General features: G+C 66.4%; 16 protein-coding genes. 2 read left to right on the forward strand and 14 right to left on the reverse strand.

Annotated elements, in window-relative coordinates:
• Positions 1–17: 17 nt before the first annotated feature.
• Together AWC25_RS11810 and AWC25_RS11815 are read left to right on the forward strand one after the other, a co-directional pair.
• Positions 18–1,436 carry a YhgE/Pip domain-containing protein gene (locus AWC25_RS11810; RefSeq protein ID WP_069401664.1) on the forward strand — a complete coding sequence of 473 codons (1,419 nt, stop codon included), beginning with the start codon at positions 18–20 and terminating at the stop codon, positions 1,434–1,436.
• Between the two features lie 105 nt (positions 1,437–1,541).
• A complete protein-coding gene (locus AWC25_RS11815) occupies positions 1,542–2,624 on the forward strand; it encodes a phosphodiester glycosidase family protein (protein WP_069401665.1) in 1,083 nt (360 codons plus the stop codon).
• Here AWC25_RS11815 and AWC25_RS11820 read toward each other — a convergent pair.
• The 14 genes from AWC25_RS11820 to fadD5 all read right to left on the reverse strand — a co-directional run bounded on the left by AWC25_RS11820 (position 2,621) and on the right by fadD5 (position 18,319).
• Positions 2,621–3,319 carry a YoaK family protein gene (locus AWC25_RS11820; RefSeq protein WP_069401666.1) on the reverse strand — a complete coding sequence of 233 codons (699 nt, stop codon included), beginning with the start codon at positions 3,317–3,319 and terminating at the stop codon, positions 2,621–2,623. The two genes, AWC25_RS11815 and AWC25_RS11820, sit on opposite strands and share 4 nt — an antisense overlap.
• A 29-nt stretch (positions 3,320–3,348) precedes the next feature.
• Positions 3,349–4,098 carry a mammalian cell entry protein gene (locus AWC25_RS11825; protein ID WP_069401667.1) on the reverse strand — a complete coding sequence of 250 codons (750 nt, stop codon included), beginning with the start codon at positions 4,096–4,098 and terminating at the stop codon, positions 3,349–3,351.
• Positions 4,065–4,622, reverse strand: coding sequence for a mammalian cell entry protein (locus AWC25_RS11830; protein ID WP_069401668.1), 558 nt, complete (start codon positions 4,620–4,622; stop codon positions 4,065–4,067). The genes AWC25_RS11825 and AWC25_RS11830 overlap by 34 nt, the downstream gene beginning before the upstream one ends.
• The gene (locus AWC25_RS11835) at positions 4,619–5,581 is read right to left on the reverse strand and encodes an RDD family protein (protein ID WP_069401669.1); all 963 of its coding nucleotides are present in this window, start codon (positions 5,579–5,581) and stop codon (positions 4,619–4,621) included. The genes AWC25_RS11830 and AWC25_RS11835 overlap by 4 nt, the downstream gene beginning before the upstream one ends.
• On the reverse strand, positions 5,578–6,396 hold the full coding sequence (locus AWC25_RS11840; RefSeq protein ID WP_069401670.1) for an Mce protein: 819 nt from the start codon (positions 6,394–6,396) through the stop codon (positions 5,578–5,580). The genes AWC25_RS11835 and AWC25_RS11840 overlap by 4 nt, the downstream gene beginning before the upstream one ends.
• Positions 6,366–7,916, reverse strand: coding sequence for an MlaD family protein (locus AWC25_RS11845; RefSeq protein ID WP_069401671.1), 1,551 nt, complete (start codon positions 7,914–7,916; stop codon positions 6,366–6,368). Before AWC25_RS11845 ends, AWC25_RS11840 begins: the two co-directional genes overlap by 31 nt.
• Positions 7,910–9,073: a virulence factor Mce family protein gene (locus AWC25_RS11850; RefSeq protein WP_069401672.1), complete on the reverse strand. Its 1,164-nt coding sequence runs from the start codon at positions 9,071–9,073 to the stop codon at positions 7,910–7,912. The genes AWC25_RS11845 and AWC25_RS11850 overlap by 7 nt, the downstream gene beginning before the upstream one ends.
• A gap of 116 nt (positions 9,074–9,189) precedes the next feature.
• Positions 9,190–10,803, reverse strand: coding sequence for a virulence factor Mce family protein (locus AWC25_RS11855; protein WP_069401673.1), 1,614 nt, complete (start codon positions 10,801–10,803; stop codon positions 9,190–9,192).
• A complete protein-coding gene (locus tag AWC25_RS11860; protein ID WP_069401674.1) occupies positions 10,800–12,389 on the reverse strand; it encodes a virulence factor Mce family protein in 1,590 nt (529 codons plus the stop codon). Before AWC25_RS11860 ends, AWC25_RS11855 begins: the two co-directional genes overlap by 4 nt.
• Positions 12,386–13,426, reverse strand: coding sequence for a virulence factor Mce family protein (locus AWC25_RS11865; protein ID WP_069401675.1), 1,041 nt, complete (start codon positions 13,424–13,426; stop codon positions 12,386–12,388). The genes AWC25_RS11860 and AWC25_RS11865 overlap by 4 nt, the downstream gene beginning before the upstream one ends.
• On the reverse strand, positions 13,423–14,724 hold the full coding sequence (locus tag AWC25_RS11870) for an MCE family protein (RefSeq protein ID WP_085166822.1): 1,302 nt from the start codon (positions 14,722–14,724) through the stop codon (positions 13,423–13,425). Before AWC25_RS11870 ends, AWC25_RS11865 begins: the two co-directional genes overlap by 4 nt.
• Before the next feature lie 4 nt (positions 14,725–14,728).
• Positions 14,729–15,598 carry an MlaE family ABC transporter permease gene (locus tag AWC25_RS11875; RefSeq protein WP_069401677.1) on the reverse strand — a complete coding sequence of 290 codons (870 nt, stop codon included), beginning with the start codon at positions 15,596–15,598 and terminating at the stop codon, positions 14,729–14,731.
• Position 15,599: 1 nt separating this feature from the next.
• A complete protein-coding gene (locus AWC25_RS11880) occupies positions 15,600–16,415 on the reverse strand; it encodes an MlaE family ABC transporter permease (RefSeq protein WP_069401707.1) in 816 nt (271 codons plus the stop codon).
• A gap of 245 nt (positions 16,416–16,660) precedes the next feature.
• Positions 16,661–18,319: a fatty-acid--CoA ligase FadD5 gene (gene fadD5, locus AWC25_RS11885; RefSeq protein ID WP_069401678.1), complete on the reverse strand. Its 1,659-nt coding sequence runs from the start codon at positions 18,317–18,319 to the stop codon at positions 16,661–16,663.
• Positions 18,320–18,485 lie beyond the last annotated feature (166 nt).

Below are 18,485 nucleotides of genomic sequence, written 5' to 3' on the forward strand. Positions count from 1 at the left end.
GACAGACAGGAGTTGGCATGTCGAAAGCGCAGCCGCGGCACGCGGTGCCGAACCCGGATCGGAACGTGAAAGCACTGCGGACGGTCAAGTTCTGGGCGTTACCGATCGGCGCCACGTTGGCCCTGATGTCGGCGCTGTGTGCGCTGTATCTCGGGGGCATCCTGAATCCGGCCACGAATCTGCGTCATTTCCCGATCGCGGTGGTCAACGAGGACGCGGGGACCGCCGGCGCCAAGATCGTCGACGGACTGGTCTCGGCCTTGGACAAGAACAAGTTCGACGTGCGGGTGGTGTCGCACGACGAGGCCAGGCAGCAGCTGGACCGCGCGCAGGTCTACGGCGAACTGGTGATCCCGCCCACGTTCTCGTCGAATCTGCGCGAATTCGGCGCGAGCGCCGTCACACCCGCGAAGGCACAGCGCCCCTCGGTGAGCATCTTCACCAATCCACGAGCCGGCACGCTGGGCGCCAGCATCGCCGGACAAACCCTGAGCCAAGCCATGGCGTCCGCCAACACCAAAGTGGGACAGTACCTTTCGTCTGAAGTTGCCCAGCAGACGGGCGGGGCGCCGCTGACCGGAGCGGCACAGTTGGGATTGGCCAGCCCGATCGACATCAAGTCGTCGGTGTATAACGCGCTTCCCAACGGCACCGGCAATGGACTGTCGGCGTTTTATTACGCTCTGCTGTTGTTGCTGGCCGGATTCACCGGCAGCATCGTGGTGTCCACGCTGGTGGACTCGCTGCTTGGGTACGTACCGGCGGAGTGGGGCCCGGTGTACCGATTTGCCGAGCAGGCCAACATATCTCGCTTCCGTACGTTGTTGGTCAAGTGGTTGATCATGGTGATTTTGGCGCTGCTGACGTCGGGGGTCTACCTGGCCATCGCCCACGGCCTCGGCATGCCGATCCAACACCCCTGGCAGCTATGGGCGTTTGGCGTGTTCGCCATCGTGGCCGTCGGCGTCACCTCCAGTTCGCTTATCGCCGTGCTGGGTTCGATGGGCTTGCTGTTCAGCATGCTGGTGTTCGTGATCTTCGGGTTGCCGTCGGCCGGCGCCACCGTTCCGCTGGAGGCGGTCCCGCCGTTCTTCCGCTGGCTGGCCAAATTCGAGCCCATGCATCAGGTGTTCTTGGGGGTGCGGTCGTTGGTCTATCTCAACGGCGCCGGACCGGCGGGACTGTCGCAGGCGTTGTGGATGACCGCCATCGGATTGGTGATCGGGCTGTTGGTGGGTGGCATCGTCACACGCATCTACGACCACAGCGGGTTCCACCGGATCCCGGGCGCCGTCGAGCTGGCGATCGCCGAAGCCCACCAGGCTCAGCATCAGGCTCAACAGAAGGCCCGCGCCGGCAAACACGCGGCCACCGGTGCCCCGGCGGACGGCGAGCCGGCCGACGAGGATCCCGAAAGTTTAAGCGAGCAAACGTAATTCGCGCGCGGCCAAAGCGTCACCCGTCCGTTATTTATGTTGACAGTGTGACCTGCGTGACTGATGATGTGGATGTTGTAATTCATCAGGGCCGAAAGGGCTGCCGTGCTGACACGACGCGCCAGCTTGCGCCGCTTGGCGGCCAGTCTGACGGCCATGCTCGCCTGCGCCGTCTTGACGAACACCGTCGCGCCTCCCGTCGCCCACGCCGCGGACGGCCGCGAGATGCTCGCGAACGCGATCGGTGCCACCAAGGGCTCGTATTTGGTGTACAACTTCGGGCCCGGCCACCCCACACCGTTGCTGGATGCCGGCGGTCGCTGGTACGAGATGAACAACGGCGGCCACCTGATGATCATCAAGAACGCATCGACACGCCTGGCCCCGCACCTGCTGGTCGACACCCATCGAGGTGACCAAGCGCGCTGCGAACACAACCCCGGAGCCCGCACCGGGGAGGGCCTGTGGCAAGCGTCCGAGCTCTACACGCCGCTGCAGGCCTGGCAACGGATGGGGCAGCCGACCATCGCGATCAACGCCAACTTCTTCGACGTGCGCGGGCAGAAGGCCGGCTCGTGGCGCCAGACCGGCTGCAGCTCTCCGTTGGGCGCATTCGTGGACAACACCAACGGACAGGGCCGCGCCAATCAGGCCGTCACCGGCACCGTGGCCTACCCCGGCAAGCAAGGACTCTCCGGTGGCGGCGAGAGCTGGTCCTCGTTGACGACGATGATCCTGCCCACCGGCAGCGCCCCGTACGTGGTGTGGCCACGCAGCAAGAACGATTATGACGCCGCCACCCCGGTGGTGGCCGACCTGCTGAACAAAAACGAGAAGTTCGTCGCGGTATCCGGCATCGGGCTGCTCGGCCCCGGACAGACCCAACAGCTGCGCGACGGCGGCCCCAGCGCGGCGCGGACGGCGCTGGGCTACGTCAAGCAGCGCGACGAGATGTACGTCTTCGAGGGCGGCAGCTACACGCCGGACAACATGCAGGATTTGTTCCGCGGTCTGGGCAGCGACACCGCGGTGCTACTGGACGGCGGCGGGTCGTCGGCGATCGTGCTGCGCCGCGACACCGGCGGCATGTGGGCCGGCGCCGGTTCGCCGCGCGGCTCCTGCGATACCCGTCAGGTGCTGTGCGACTCCCACGAACGAGCCCTGCCCAGCTGGCTGGCCTTCAACTAAACTTCTTCTGGCACAGCGACTTTCACGTCGGGCGCGCCGCACCGGAAGATCACCAGGCTGACCGCCACCACGCCCGCCACCAGAACGAAGACCGGAGCGATGAAGAACCTGGACAGGGTCGCGCCGAGAAACGCACCGGCGCACATCGTCACTACGACGGCCAAACGCAGCATTTGACGCTCGCCCGTGCCGCCGGCGAGCCGGCTGTCCAGACCGAGGCTGACGATGGTCGACGTCAACACCGTGGTCGACAGTTCCGAAATTCCGAACTGGCGCGCGCTCGAATGCTGCAGGCCGAACGTCACCGCGAGGAATCCGATCATGATCAGTTTGGAGTTGTCGTGATAGTGCAGCACGCCCGTGCCGGCCAGGACCGACAAGGTAAGCAGCAACACGATTTCGGTGGCCAGCACGGTGGTGATCCAGGCGCGGGCCCGCGCACCGAAAAACCTCGACAGGCGGCCGCTGAGGATGGTGGTGACGACGAAGGTGGGTAGCGCCACCGAGACCGCCGTCAGGTCGATGTTGGTGCGTGGGGCCAGCCAGAAGCCGAGAAAGATCACGTTGCCCGTCATGTTCGCGACGAACACGTGGCCGAGGACCAAGATGCTGATCGAATCGGCCAGACCGGTGGCGAAAGTCAACAACAGCAACGCCGCAACCGTCAACCGTTCCGACACCGGCGACGTAGCCACCGGGGCAGTATATTTCGGCGCCGCCCCGACTACGGATGCGGTGTCAGATCCAGCGAGGTGACTGTGGTCATCCGGGTCACCAGCCAGCGCCCGTGCACGCGCTTCATGAACAACCGATACGACAGATACTTCAGCGCCGGGATGTTCTTGGTCAGGGGGCTGGTGGAGGTGGTGTTGGTGTAGACGATCACGATCGCGTTCTGATCGTCCAGCGACTCGACCGCGGCGCCGGTGACCTGGGTGGTGTTGGTGATCTTGGCCTGCTTGTTGGGGGCGACGATGGCGTCGACGAATTTGCGGTACTGCGCCTCGAAATCGCCGCTGAGGTAGTTCGCCGCCCGGTCGGCGAGGCTGTCCATGTTCTCCGGCGTATAGGTCCACAGCGTGGTGATCGCGTTGGCGGCCGTGCGCGCCACTTTCAGCTTGGTCGCCGCGGCGGCGCGGTCAGACAGGTAGGGCTGCATGGTCGCACCCGCGAACGCGGCCGAGCCGACGAACAGCACCGCGGCCACCACGACGGCCACTGCCGCCCACTTCCCGCCCAGCAACCGCCGCCGACGGCCGTTCTTTTCGGTCTTCGCCGCGGATTCCTCCGCGGTTTCGCCGTCGGTGCCCGGGTGTTCGGCCGCGTCAGAATCGGCTTCAGTGTCGATTTCGGTGTCGATTTCGGTTGCCGCCGAGGTGGTTTCGCCCTGCGCAGCGGCATCGGTGGCGACGTCGCTACGCTCCGCCGATTTGTCGATGGTCAGATCACCTGCTGCAGGCTGCTTATCTTCCACTGATTCCCTTCCCGCGTCGCAGTTGCCGTCCAACGGTTGGTGTTCTCGACGACCTGTTTCTGGTCGGGCGACTTGGACGTCACTTCGGTCGCCACCATCACGATCGCGCTGCCGTCGTCATTCCACCGCTCCACGGCCGCACCGAGAATGGTGCCTTTGGCCGGTTCCGCCCGGGCGACTTGCAGCAGGATCTCGTTGGCCTTGTCGTGGTACTCCTTGGCGAATTCGCCTGTCGCCTGGTCCATTACCCGCATCACGTAGTCGTTGGCGTGGTAGGGGTCGATGGAGGTGAATTGCGTCATGAAACCCGTCACGTAGTTGAGCACTTCGCGATTCTTCGAAGCGTCTCGGACCCGCAGTTCGTGAGAGACCAACATCAGGGTGGTCAGCGTGATCGCCACGACCATCAGCACCCCCGCGGCGGCGCCCGCCACCGGCAGACCCCACCGCCGCTGCGGCGTCTCCGGCTCGGTCGCGACCAGCAGCGACCGTTCACCGGGCGCGAACTTGCGGCGGGGACTCATTTTCCGTTCCCCGGCGGTTTCGGTTTGGTCAGCACCGCGAGATCGTCGACGCGCCAGCGGCCGTCGTCCTTGGCGAAGTTCACCCGCACGGTCGCGGTGATGTAGCGTTCGTCGGGCGCCGCGCCCCGGCGCCCCTGCATGAACAACAGCATCGTCGCCCGGTCCGGCGACGCCGCTTCGATCGAGCTGTCGGTCACCCAGTATTCATTGATAACCGGGTTGCCCTTTTCCACGATGTCCTGCTGCGCCTTGAGCTGCCCGCGGTACTTGTCGGTGGCCAGCGACTGCGCCCGGGTGAAGTCGTCGCGCAACGTCTTCGGGTCGTAGGTCAGCATCTGCGCGACGATCTTGGGTCCCTGAATCCCGATCTGCGCCCTGGTCTGATCGGTCGCCCGGTCGCGGGAGTACACCACCGCGTAGCTCATGACGACGCCGGCCAGGCACAGCGCAGCGGCGCCGAGCACCGCGATGGTCGTCCACCGCCGGATGTCGGGCCGTGGGGCTGCGGAGGACCGTACCTCGGTACGCAATAGCATGTCGGCGAAGGTGCGGCGGCTCGAATCCCATAGCGGCCAAAGCCATCCCATCACCGATAGGGTATCGAGCAGGTGGGCCAGGTCGCGCAGCAGCAGACTCCAGGCGCCGACGCCGCCGCCGTCGCGCCGAGTCACCGCGATGCCGCACAGGGCGCGGCCCAGGCTCCAGCCGACGGTCGGCGGCAACAGCAAGCGGTTGACCAACAGCACCAGGACGGACAGGCCCAACACGCAGATGGACACCCACCACCACACGCCGCCGGCCGGCACCGTAAACGACACCAAGGCCATCGTGGTGGCCACGGCAACGGCCGGCAGCACGTCGACAGCGCAGGCGCACAGACGAATATGCCAGGGCGCCAAGGCATTCGGTGATGACACTTGGTTGGCCGTGATCGAAGTTTCCTCGACCACCACCGTCACTTCGTCACCTGGTCGAGCTTGGCGATCCGGTACTGGCCTTCGTCGAGCGCCATCTTCACCCGGAGCCGGTAGCCCGTTTCGTTCTGCGATTGATCGCTGGCCACCTTGACACGCATCGCCACCAGCACGTCGACCGAGCCGTCGCTGTTGGTGCGCTCGACCGCCGCCCGCACGTCCGACACCTGAACGTGGACGTTCGACTCCTTGTATGCCTGCACCAGCATGCCGGTGTACAGCAGCGCCTGGGCGCGGAACGCGTCGGTGCCGCAGTCGATGATCTTCTGTTCGGCCGCGATCATCGCGTTGGTGTCGGGCGCCTGGGTGGCAGCAACGCAGTCGATCGCGGCCCTGAGCGCCGCGGCGTTGTTGCGGGCGATCTCCTGGGTTTGGTGGTGGTAGCGCAACGCGAAGTAGCCACCCGTGCCGACGGCGGCGGCAAGCAGGACCAGGACCGCGGCGATGCCGGCCAGCCAGCCGCGGGACAGCCGCGACGGGCGGCGCCCGGTTGCGTCGTCGTCGGCCGGGGTCGCTTCGTCGGCGAGGGCCGCGATTTCGGTCTCAACATCCGCGTCGGGCTCGGCTGCGTCGTCGAGCGGTGCGGGCTGCGCGTCGGCGGTTTCATCGGCGGCCCCGGCGGCGTCTTCGGCGGACGCGGTATCGACCGATTCCGGCGAATCCTCGGACGTCACCGGGGAGTTGGTTTCGTCGGCGACGTTCTCCGATTCCTCGCGGATCTTCGGCCGTCTCCGACGCAGACGACTAAGCATCGACATCGGTGGGGGGTTCAGCCGGCGGGCGCCAGCATCTCCTTCCATCCGTCGTCTCCTGTTTTGGTCGAGTTTTCGACGGAGTATTTGACCCCGTCGGGCCCTACCAGTTCACCGCTCTGGGGACTGTATACCGCCGAGGGAGGCCCGGCGGGGGTGTAGACACACGGGTTGGGCTGCTGCCCGTTGCACTGCACGCTACCCGAGCCCGGCCGGGTCAACGGGTCGCTGGTCGGCGGCGGTGTCCCCGCCACGCGGTCCGACGGAGCCGGGTTCATGCCGCTGTTGATCGACGGCGCCGGGATTACCATCCCGGGACGCACCGACTGATCACAGCGCGCAGACGGTGCGGGGCAGGTCAGGATCTGGTTCGGGTCGCCGTACCACGGGTTCGTCCCGGCGGGCACGTAAGGCCTGGGGTCGCGGCACTCGCGCGGTGTCGCCGCCCGCTTGCCCGGGACATCGGCGCACGGGATGTTCCGCGAACCACGCACGCTGTTGGCCGGCGTATCCATCGGGATCTTGCAGTACGTTCCCGTCGGCAACGGCTGCAGGCTGGTGTCGGCCGGCGACCGCCACTCCGGAGCGGGGATGAAGCCGGTCAGACACGGCGGCGGCTGGTTGATCGACAGCGCCAAGTCCAGGGCGGCCTGGTTGGGGAACGGCGCGGCCACCGTCTGCGCGATCGAGGCTCCCTGCGGCAGGAACACCAGCACCTGCTCGAGGCCGCTGTGGTACCGCTTGAGCAGGTCGAACACCACCTCGAGGTTCGCCAATGTCTGCGGCAGCGATTCGCGCACGTCGCTGAACACCGCGCTGACCTGGTCGGCGGTCGGCGCCGCCTGGGACAGGATGCTCCGGACGTTTTGGTCCCGCGCCGCGGCCTGCGCCGCCAGCGTGTTCAGGTTGCGGGCCCAGCGTTCGATGTTGCTGCTCGAATTGACCTGGCTGTCCAGGACCGGGCCGGAGTTCTGGATGATGTCGTTGACGTTGGTGATGTTGGTGCGGAAATCACCGACGATCGCCTGAGTGGAGTCGACCAGGCGCTGCAGCGCGGGCCCCAACCCACCCACGGACTCGGCGGTCTCGTCGAGCAGCGTGGCGATCTTGTCCTTGGGCAACACCGCCAGCCCGCGGTTCGCGGTGTCGAGTGCCGGCCCGATCTCCGCGGGCACCGTGCCCTTGGTGATGGTCTGCCCGTCGGCGAGGTACTTGCCGGGGTTCCCCGTCGAGACGAGGTCGAGATACTGTTCACCGACGGCCGACACCGAGTGCACGTTGGCGACCGCGTCGACCGGGATCTTGTACTGGCTGTCGATACTCATCGTCGCCTCGGCGCCGTGCGTGGTCGGCTCGACGGCGGTGACCTTACCGATTGTGATGCCCCGATAGGTCACGTTGGCGGTCGGATACAGCCCGCCCGAGGCCGGCAGATCGGCCTTGAGCGTGTACCGGCCGATCCCCATCAGGCTGGGCACCTGCAGGTAGTAGACGCCCAGCACCAGCAGCGAGACCACCGTCAGGACCAGGAACAGCCACAGCTGGCGTCGGATGAACGGAGTCAGCAATTCCGGTCCCCCCTTTCCACCAGCGGCCCGCCGGGCGCGTCATTGGGGTTCGACGTGTAGCGGACGTCGGGGATCATCGTCTCCGGGTCGCGGCCGAACGACTGCTCAAGAGCCCGCAGCGCGCCCGACAATCCGGTGCCCGTCAGGAACGCGTTGTCGACGGCGCTGTAGGTCACGTCCAGCGTCAGCGAGATGTTGACGTAGTCCCCGCGGAACATCTTCGGCACGGTGTCGATGTCGAACGGCTGCGTCAGGATCAGCTTCAGCGCGCCGATCAGGTACGGCGAGGCCCGGCCGAGCTCCTTCAACGGGCATTGCAATGCCTGCAGATCGGTGTGCAGCGGCGCCCGCGCCTCCGACAGATACTGGTCGGCGGCCTGGCTGAGCCGGCCCACCGAATCGGCGGCGTTGATCAGCAGGTTCTTGGTGTCGGCGAAGTGCTTGATCAGCGGCGGGATGTCGGTCAGCACCCGGTCCAGGACGTCGGCCCGGCCACCCACATAGGTCAGCAGCCGGTTGGTGGAGTCGATCGCGTGCGTGATGTCGTCGCGCTGCTGGTTGAGCTGGGTGGTGAAGGTGTCTAGCTTGCCGAGGAAGGACCGGATCTGCTCGCCGCGGCCGTTGAAGATGTTGTAGACCTCGTTCTGCAGCACCTCCAGGTTGGGGATGCCGCCGCCGCGCAGGATCAACGACAGGCTGGCCAACGTCTGCTCGGTGGTGGGGTACGACGTCGCATTCTTCAGCGGAATGGTGTCGCCGTTCCGCAGCAAATCCTGCGACGGGTTCGGCGGTGCGGCGAGTTCCACGTGCTGCGAACCCAGCAGCGACGTCTGGCCGATCCGGGCGATGGCGTTCTTCGGTAACTTGACGCTCTTCTTCACACCCAGCGTCAGGGTCGCCACCCAGTTTTTCAGGTTGATGGCCTTGATCGAGCCGACGAAGACGTCGGCGACCATCACCTTGCTGTTGCCGTTGATGGCCAGGGTGTCGGGCACCTGGACGTAGATCGTCATGGAATCCGGTCCGCTGCCCGGACCGCCGGGGATCGCCACGTTGGAGATGCCTCGCCACCCACAGGAGCTGAGCACCATGGCGATCACCAGCAGCACCAACCCCTGCCAGGCCCGATGCCGGAGGAAGCGCGTCACGCCGCTCATCGCGCGCCGCTGTACCTGTCGGTTCGGCTTGCTCCTCGCGGCTACGCCGCTCATCGCGCGCCGCTGTACCTGTCGGTTCGGCTTGCTCCTCGCGGCTACGCCGCTCATCGCGCGCCTCACTGCCCCAGCCCCGCATCAACCGGCGCCGGCGGTCCCCCGGCGTTGGGCGCCGGGGCCGCAACCGGCGCGGGTGTCGGAGCGACCGGACCGGGGAGCACCCCCGGTCCCGGTGCCGGCGGTTGGACCGGCGTCGGGGCCCGCAACCCGATGGGCGGCAGGATCGGGTTCTCGTCGTACGCGTTCGGCGGACCCGGCGGGGTCTGCAGGTTCGATTGGACGGGCTCGATGTTGGGACCGCCCATCAGCTCGGCCAGCGAGTCCGGCGTCATCAGGCCCGCGGTGATCGGCCCCACCTGCTGGCCCTGCATACCGGGCGCCACGATCCAGCCGTGCTGGGTGTTGCGGTGCGACAACGGGGTGTCCGGCACCCAGATGCCCGGGACCGTCGTGTCCTTATAACCGTTCGGCGGCTGCAGCCGCGGCTCGGAGTAGGCGATGTGTTTGGGCAGCGTCTCGGCCGTGCTGAACAGGTTCAGGCCGAACGGCAGGTAGTTGAACTTGATCGCATCGAGGATCGGCGCGAGGTACTGCGCGCACAGCTCCGCCGACTCCTGATACCCGAGCCGGCTGCCCGCCTGGATCGAGCTGCAGATGAACTGCATGGGGTTGGCGAAGTTCGTGATCGCCGGAATGGCCACCACCGACCCGTGCGTCGGGTGATAGATCTGGTTGATGTTCGACGCCGCGGTCGGCAAGACGTGCAGCGCGGTTTCCAACCCGTTCAGCGAGTCGGGCTGCAGCAGCGTGTTGGTGGCCGTGGCCAGGTTGTTCACGTCGGTGGCCAGCACCTCGTGGTTCTTGTCCAGCCACGGACGCACGGTCGTCAGCAGGCTGTCGAACTGCTGCAGGGCGTTCGACAGGTCGCCGTCGGACGAGGCGAGCCGGCCGGTGACGTCGGCCAGGTTCTGATTGAGCGCGACGAACTGCGCGTCGTCTTGGTGCAGCGCGTTGACGAACAACGCCAGGCTGCGCACCACCGCGAAGAAGTCGCCGCGGCCCTCGTTGAGCGCGGTCAACGCCGACGACAGGCTGTTCAGCGCGGTGTTGATCTGCTTGCTCTTCCCGGCCAGGCCGTCAGCGAAGGACGTGATGACCTCACCGAACGGGCCCGTCGGCTGCTCCTTGGTCGGGCCGAGCTTGGAGATGATGTTGGTGATGCTATTGCGCAGCTCGTCCCATTCCACCGGCACCTGGGTGCGCTCTTCGGGGATCACCGCGTTGTCGCCGAGCACCGGCCCGCCCTTGTAGGGCGGTTCCAGCTGAATTGCGCGCGACGCCACCAGCGTCGGGTTGAGAATCACCGCCGACGCGTTGGCCGGCACCTTGTATTTGTTCTCGTAATGGAACGTCACCTTCATCTTGTCGCCGACCGGCTCGATGCTGTCGATCGATCCGACCCGCAGACCCATGATCTGAACCTTGTCCCCCTTGTAGAGGGCGTTGGCGGCGGGGAAATAGGCGATCACGGTGTTGTTCGTCAGCTTCTCGAACAGCCGGTAGCCGACATAGCCGACCACCAGGGCCACCACCACGATCAGCGATCCGACAATCGCCGTCGTCCGGGAGAACTTGGGGAGCCGCACGTTGCGGATGTCAAAGATGGTGCTCAATTCTGGCTACCTCCCGTGACACCACTACCACCCGATCCGCCCGGGTTGATGAACGGCGCCGGCAACTGGTTCCCCGGCCCGGGCGGGGCCGGCGGACCCGGCGGCAAGCCCGGCGCGAACGTCGACGGCGGCGGCGTGGGTCCGGCCGGGGCCAGGTTCTCGGTGCGCGCACCCGGCGGTGCCTGCGCCGGCAACGGCACCGGGGTTCCGGGAACGTTCGGCGGCGGGTCGCCCGGACGCCCGGCGATCGGCATGCCCGGCGTGGGCGGCAGTCCGTCGGGGTTCGGCGGCGACGTCGCGACGTCGATGGGCGCCGGGAATCCGGGCCCGCCGAATGGTCCGACGGTGGCACCCGCGCATGGCAGCGGGTTCCACGGCCGCGGCAGACCCTCGTCGCCGACGGTGATGTTGCCGCCAGGGTTCGCCGGCGTGTACGAGCACGGCGAGCCCGGCGGGATGGCCGGCCCGGGATGGTCGGGCGTGCCCTCCAGTACCGGCGGTGCCGGCGGCGGCGCGCCGTTGGGGAATCGGGTGCCGTTCGGGTCGGGCCAGCGGTATTCCGGCAGGCCGGCGCTGCGCCAGAAGTTCTCCGGATCGATGCCGCGCTTCTTGAACGCCGCGTCCACCCAGGGCTGGATGATTTGGTACAGCGCCAGGTTGTGCAGCACCACCTTGAAGAACGGTCCCGACGCGATGGCCTCGTTCAGGGACGGCAGGAACCGGCCGACCTCGGTCAGACCGTCGGCCACGTCCTGTCGGCGGTCGACCAGGATCTGACTGATCGTGCGCAGCTGCTCCAGCACGTGGTTCAGGTTCGGGTTGTCGTTGATCAGGCCCTTGACCTGTTCGGAGAACGCGGCCACGTTGCTCAGCAGCGCGTTGATCGCTTGACCGCGCTCGTTGAAGGCCGCCAGCAGCGTCTTGGCGTTGACCAGCAGCCGGTCCACCTGCTCGCTGCGGTCGCCGAGGATGCTGGCCACCTGGTTGGCCTGGGCGAGCAGATGCTTGACCTCCGCGTCCCGCTTGCCGACCGTGTCGGAGAACTTCGCGACGCCGTCCAGGGCGGCGCTCAGGTGCGGGTAGGTCTGGTCGATGGTCTGCGACAGCACGTGCAGCGACTCTTTGACCGTGTCGATGTCCCAGCCCGACGCAGCCTTGGTGACGTCGAAGAAGGCGTCGTAGATCTGGTAGGGCGTCGTGCTCTGGCCGATCGGCAAGGTGGCCCCGGGGCGCAGCGGTTGGGAACCCCGCGCCTCGATCTCCATAACCTTCTTACCGAGAATGGTGTCGGTGCGGATGGCCAGCCGGCTCTCGGTGCCGATCGTGTTGGTGCCGATCGAGAACTTCATCACGACGTGGTCGCCGTCGATCTTGAGGCCCTCGACCTTGCCCACGTCCATACCGGCGATGCGCACCTTGTCGCCGGTATTGATGCCGCCGGAGTCGGTGAACTGCCCGTAGTAGGCCGGCCGTGCCATCAGGATCGGGACACTGGTGAAGCTTTGCCCGACGCCGATCACCAGCAGCGTGACCACGATGCCCATCAGGCCGAGCCGGAGTCGGTTCGGAGGTTCCAGCGTTCTCATTGCGGGGTGCACCTACCCGTCGGCTGCTGGAAGAGCCGGACCGTGCGCACCGGGCCACCGCCCTGCAGACCGTTGATCTTCAGCGTGATGTCGCAGGCGTAGAAGTTGACGAAGTCTCCGTAGGACCCGATGGCCCGCCCGATCATGTTCAGCGCGGTCGGCACCTTCTTCAGGTAGTCCTGCAGTTGGTCCTGCTGATCGATCAGCGGCTGCTGAATCCCGTCCAAATAGTTGATCGTCTTGTGCAGCAGTGCGCGGTCCTCGGCCAGCAGATCGGCCACGGTCCCGGCGGCGTTACTGATGTGCGCGGTCCCACCGGCCAGCTGGTCCTTGTGGTCCTTGAGCCCGGTGATCAGCACCTCGAGGTTGTTGACGGTCTGGTCGAACTGCTGGCGATGCCGGACGGTGGTGTCCAGCACGATGTTCAGGTTCTTGATCACCTCGCCGATCGCCTGGTCGCGCTCCCCGATCTGGGAGGTCAGCTGCGCGGTGTTGTCAAGGATGTCGTTGATGGTCCCGCCCTGCCCCTGGAACACGGTGACCAGCGCGGTGGCGATGGTGTTGACCTTCTCCGGGTCCAACGCCCGGAACAGCGGCTTGAACCCGCCGATCAATGCGTCGAGGTCGAGCGCCGGCGAGGTGCGCGACAGCGGGATGAAACCGCCGGGGGCCAGGATCTTGTCGGCGCCTTCACCCTCGCCGCGCTTGAGCTCGAGGTACCGGTTTCCGATCAGGTCGAGGTAGCGGATCTGCGCCGTCGTCGACTGGTACAGCGGGACCGAGCGGTCGACGTTGAACTTCACCCGGGCCCGCTTGCCGCCGTCGACCAGCTGCACCGAATCGACCTTGCCGATCTCCACACCGGAGGCGCGGACAAACTGGCCCTGACGTAACCCACTGATGTTGCTGAACTCGGCCGTGTACGCGTAGGTGCGGTCGAACCGCATCTGACCGAACACCACGACGATCATCGCAGTGAACAGCAACAGCACCAGCGAGAAGATGCTGAGTCGAATGAGCGTGCCGGTGATTTTCATGGGTTGATCGTGTTATCCCCTACCTGACGGCCCCAGACGTACTCGATGGCGTAGGGCGAACCGGTGTCGAGGTGGTTATACGGCGCAATGCTGTTGCCGGTGTCCATCACCAACTCGGGTGCGGGCCACAGGTCACGCGTGATGTGCTGCCAGCAACCTGGCGCACCGCCCGGGCCACCGCGGGCGTTCACGCGCGGCAGGTTCTCCGGGTAGATGTAAGGGTTGGGCGCGCCGCCGACCACCCCGGCCAGCCCGCCGACCAGGCTGGCGATGGTGGCGACCGCCGAGACGGGGTTGGCCAGCAGTCCCAGACCGGACAGCGCCTCGGTGTGGGCGTTCAGCGAGTAACCGTTGCCGGCCAGGAACGAGGCCGCCTTGGGCTCGATGTCGTGGTAGTTGCGCAGCGTGCAGTAGATGGCCGGGCTGTAGGTGTCCAGCAACTGCGCCGACGGCACCAGGTCGGCCGCGCCGCGGGCCAGGTATGGCCCGCCCTTCTCGAAGATCTCCGCGCCGGTGTTGCCGAACCCGGCCGCCGCCAACAGCGCGGAGTCCAGGTCCTTTTGCTGCTGATTGATGGTGCGGGAGGTGACGACGGCGTGGTTGAGGAAGTCGAACAGGTCAGGCGAGGCGTTGGCGTAGGTGTCGCCGAGCCCGGCCAGCTGCTGGATGTCGTGGCGGATCTGCGGCATCTGCGGGTTGACGTCGTCGAGGACGGCGTTGCCGTTGACGATCGACTGGCCGAACTTGTCACCCAGGCCGGCCAGCGATTGCGCGGCCGCGCTCAGCGTCAAGTTCAGCTTGACCGGATCCACCTTCTCCGAAATCGAGGTGATGGTCTGGAACAGCGTGTTGATCTCCGTCGTCACCGACCGCGCGTCGATCACCGAGTGCGCGGACAGCTTCTGCTGCGACGGGTTCTGCGGTGTCGTCAGCGACACGTACTTGCCACCGAACACGGTGGTGGCCTTGATGTCGGCGTTGACGTTGGCCGGGATCAGCGCGAGGTAACGCGGGTAGACGTCCAGGGTGAACTTGGCGGCCGGCTTGCCGTCCCGCACGATCTCGGTGATGGTATCCACCCGGCCGATCTCGACCCCGTTGTAGGTGACCTTGGAACCCGGGTCCATGACCAGGCCGGCCCGCGCGGCCAGCATGGTCAGCTTGGTCTTGGGGGTGAAGTCACCACGGAACTGTCCGTAGATCAGCACGAAGGCGATCGCGGCGATGACCAGCATGCCGATGCCCGCCAACTTGTAGGGCGGGGTCCGCGAGGCGTTGACTTTTCCGGGTCTGGCCATGGCGCTACACCGTCAAAGCGAAGTTGGGGTTGACGCCGTAGAGCGCCAACGCGGCGGACAACACGACCACCTGCACCGAAACCAGCGAGAAGCGCATCGACCGTCCCACCGCCTCGCCGACGCCGACGGGTCCGCCGCCCGCGTTGTACCCGTAGAAGCAGTGGGTGATCATCACTACCGCCGTGATCAGGATGGCCTCCACGAACGACCAGAACACGTCGTCGGGGCGCAGGAACGTTCGGAAGTAATGGTCGTAGGTGCCGTTGGACTGGCCGTACAGGACGGTCGTGGTGATCTGCGGCGACAGGAAGCACATGATCATGGCCAGCGCGTAGATTGGGATGATGACGACCAGGCCCGCCATGAACCGGGTGGTCGCCAGGAACGAGATGGACTTGATGCCCATGACTTCCAGCGCGTCGATCTCCTCGCTGATGCGCATGGCACCGAGTTCGGCGGTGGCGCCCGCCCCGACCGTCGCGGCCATTGCGATGCCGGTGACGACGGGAGCGGCGATGCGCACGTTGATCAGAGCGGCGAAGAAGCCGGTGAACGCCTCGACGCCGATGTTGCCCAGGGACGCGAAGCCCTGGATCGCGACCAGCGAACTGCCGGACAGCGTCACGAAGCCGACGATTGCGACGGTGCCGCCGACGACGGCCATGGCGCCGGTGCCCATGCCGATCTGCGCGATCAGCCGCAGCGTCTCCTTGCGGTAGTTGCGCAGCGCGTGCGGCACCTGCCCGATGCACAGCAGCCCGAACCAGGCCATCTGGCCGAGGTCGTCGAGTCCCCGGCCGGCGGCACCGCCGTAGCGGTTGAGGTTCTCGGCGGCCCGGGGGAAGCGGGCACGCAACACTGCGGCAGTCGACATGTCAGCGTCCCGTCCCGAATCGCACGCCGATGGTGGTCAGCACCACGTTCACCGCGTACAGCGCGACGACGCAGAGCACGACGGTTTCGTTGACGGCGGTGCCCAGGCCCTTGGAACCGCCGCGCACGGTCAGGCCGCGGAAGCAGCCGACCAGGCCGGCGATCAGGCCGAAGGTCGCGGCCTTGACGGTCGCGATGACCACCTCCGGCAGGCCGGTGATGGTGGTCAGGGTCGCCAGGTAGGCGCCGCCCGACACGTTCTGCAGATACACACCGAATAGGTAGCCGCCGACCAGCCCGACCGTGATGACCAGACCGTTGAGCAAAGTGGCGACCAAGGTCGCGGCGATCACCCGGGGCACCACCAGCCGGTGGATGGGGTCGATGCCGAGCACCTCCATCGCGTCGATCTCCTCACGGATGGTGCGCGCGCCGAGGTCGGCGCAGATCGCCGTCGATCCGGCGCCGGCGACCACCAGCACCGTGGTCAGCGGGCCGAGCTGGGTGACGGCACCGATTGCCGCGCCCGCCCCGGACAGGTCGGCGGCACCGAACTGGGCCAGCAACACGTTGAGGGTGAAGATCAGCAGCACCGTCAGTGGGATGGAGACGAAGACGGTCGGTAGGAACGCCACCCGCATGATGAACCAGCACTGCAAGATGAATTCGCGCCACTGGAAGGGTCGACGGAACAACGCCTTGCCGGTGAGCACACACATCCGGAAAAAGCCGCCGATCAATGTCAGCGGCGACTCCAGTTGATCGCGCAGATAGCCGACGAGGTAGGGCCCACGCGAGTTCGTCGAGGTCGACGTCACCACTGCCCCCTCACGCCGGAGCCGCGCGCCATGCGACTGCGCGGATCGTGTCGCACGCCTCGCCCCCTCGCCGTCAGGCGGCCGGGAAAAGCCCCGCCTTGCCCCCGATTCACCTGTGTGACCTCCGACTCCCTACTGGCAAGTAGTAACGGAGACCACAGGAATGTACCCGATGGCCAAGCAGGTGTGAACCGCATCCGCACAATTAACCCTTCGTCAACAACGGGCAAACGTTACAGTATCGATCAGCTCCCCTCTCCCGTCGTGAAATCCCTTGCAGTACCCGCGCTTTGAGATCCGCTCGCGTTACCGTAGCGAATCCGCAGCTCGGTTTTGAGGACCTTGCCGGCGGGGTTGCGGGGCAACGCGTCGACGACCTCGAGCGCCTTGGGGTGCTTGTATCGCGCGAGGCGTTCGTTGAGGAACTCGGACAGGTCGTCCAGGCGCAGTCCGTCGGTGCTGACGGCGGCGACCGCGATCGGGACTTCGCCCCACTTTTCGTGCGCGCGACCGATGACCGCGACTTCGACAATGCCGGGATGGCTGGCGAGCACGTTCTCCACTTCCGCGCAGTAGATGTTCTCGCCGCCGGAGATGATCATGTCCTTCTTGCGGTCCACAACCCAGACGTAGCCGTCCTCGTCCATGCGAACGAGATCGCCCGAATGGAACCAGCCGCCGGCGAACGCCGCCGCGGTGGCCTCCGGGTTGTTCCAATAGCCGGCCATCAAAGTCGGTGCGCGATAGACGATTTCGCCGACCTCACCGATCGGCACGTCGTTCATGTTTTCGTCGACCACGCGGGCAGAGACCGTCGGGATCACCTTACCGACCGAGCCCCTCTTCCGGATCGCGTCCTCGCCGAGCAGCATGCAGGTCACCGGCGACATCTCGGTCTGCCCGAATGCCGCCAAAATCTGGGTTCCTGGAAAGGTCGCCGACATCTCCCGCAGCAACGCATCCGGCGCAGGCGCGGCGCCCCAGGACATGATGCGCAACTTCAGGTCCCGGGGCCGGGCTCGCTGCTCGGCGCAGACGGCCTGCCATTGGGCGGGCACCAAAAAGATCCCGGTGACCTTTTCGGCCGCCAGCACGTCCAGCAGCTGCCCGGGTTCGAATGCGCCCAGGGGATAGATCACCGTGGGCAGGCCGAGTAGCAGACCGCCCAGCAGGTTTCCGACGCCGGCGATGTGGAACAGCGGGACGCCGATGAAACCGACGTCGTTGTTGATGTCCGCGCCGTTGGTGTACAGCCCGGTCATCGTCTGCCCGGTCAGGTTGGTGTGGGTCAGCACCGCACCCTTGGGGCGCCCGGTGGTGCCGGAGGTGTACATGATCAGGGCCGGCGAGTCGTTCGGCACGTCCGCGGGCTCACCCGCGCCGCCGGGCTCGTCGATCAAGTCTTCATAGCCCACGACGTGGTCGTCGGTGGCGCCGCCGGCGACGACGATCGTCTCGAGCAGCGGCTGGATCTCGCGGACCGCGGTGGCTACCGGGGCCAGCACCTCCTCGGTGACCACGACCCGTGCTTCGCAGTCTTCGACCAGGAAGCCGATCTCGGACGGGGTGAGCCGGAAGTTCAGCGGCACCGCGATGGCGCCGAGCATGTTGGTCGCAAGCACGGCCTCGACGAACTCGGGGCGGTTGAGCATCAGGACCATCACCCGGTCTCCGAAGCCGACCCCTCGTCTGCTCAGGGCACCGGCCAGCGCACTGACCCGGCGCTGCAGGTCGGCCCACGCCAACGTGCGTCCCGTGAATCGCAGCGCCACGCCCTGCGGCTGCATCAGCGCGTGCCGCTCGAGCTGGTTGACCCAGTTCTGCCGGCGGGCCAGATACGGCTGCCCGGTGGGCTGTGACGCCTGTGCTGCGTGAGTCTCGTGGCTAGCAAGTTGCGCGGTCAACTAATACCTTCCCTTCACTCGCGCACCGCTTGCGACAGCTTGATATTTGATAAAACATCGTGTTGTGTGGGTCACACTATGGCTTTGCCGCCCTGATGACAAGACCCGGAAAAACCTGAAAACGCCCTGAAACCGCCCCGCCCACTCTTGCGAAAGCCCTGGCCAC

The organism is Mycobacterium sherrisii, assembly GCF_002102355.1.
In the GTDB taxonomy this organism is placed as follows: Bacteria; Actinomycetota; Actinomycetes; order Mycobacteriales; family Mycobacteriaceae; genus Mycobacterium; species Mycobacterium sherrisii.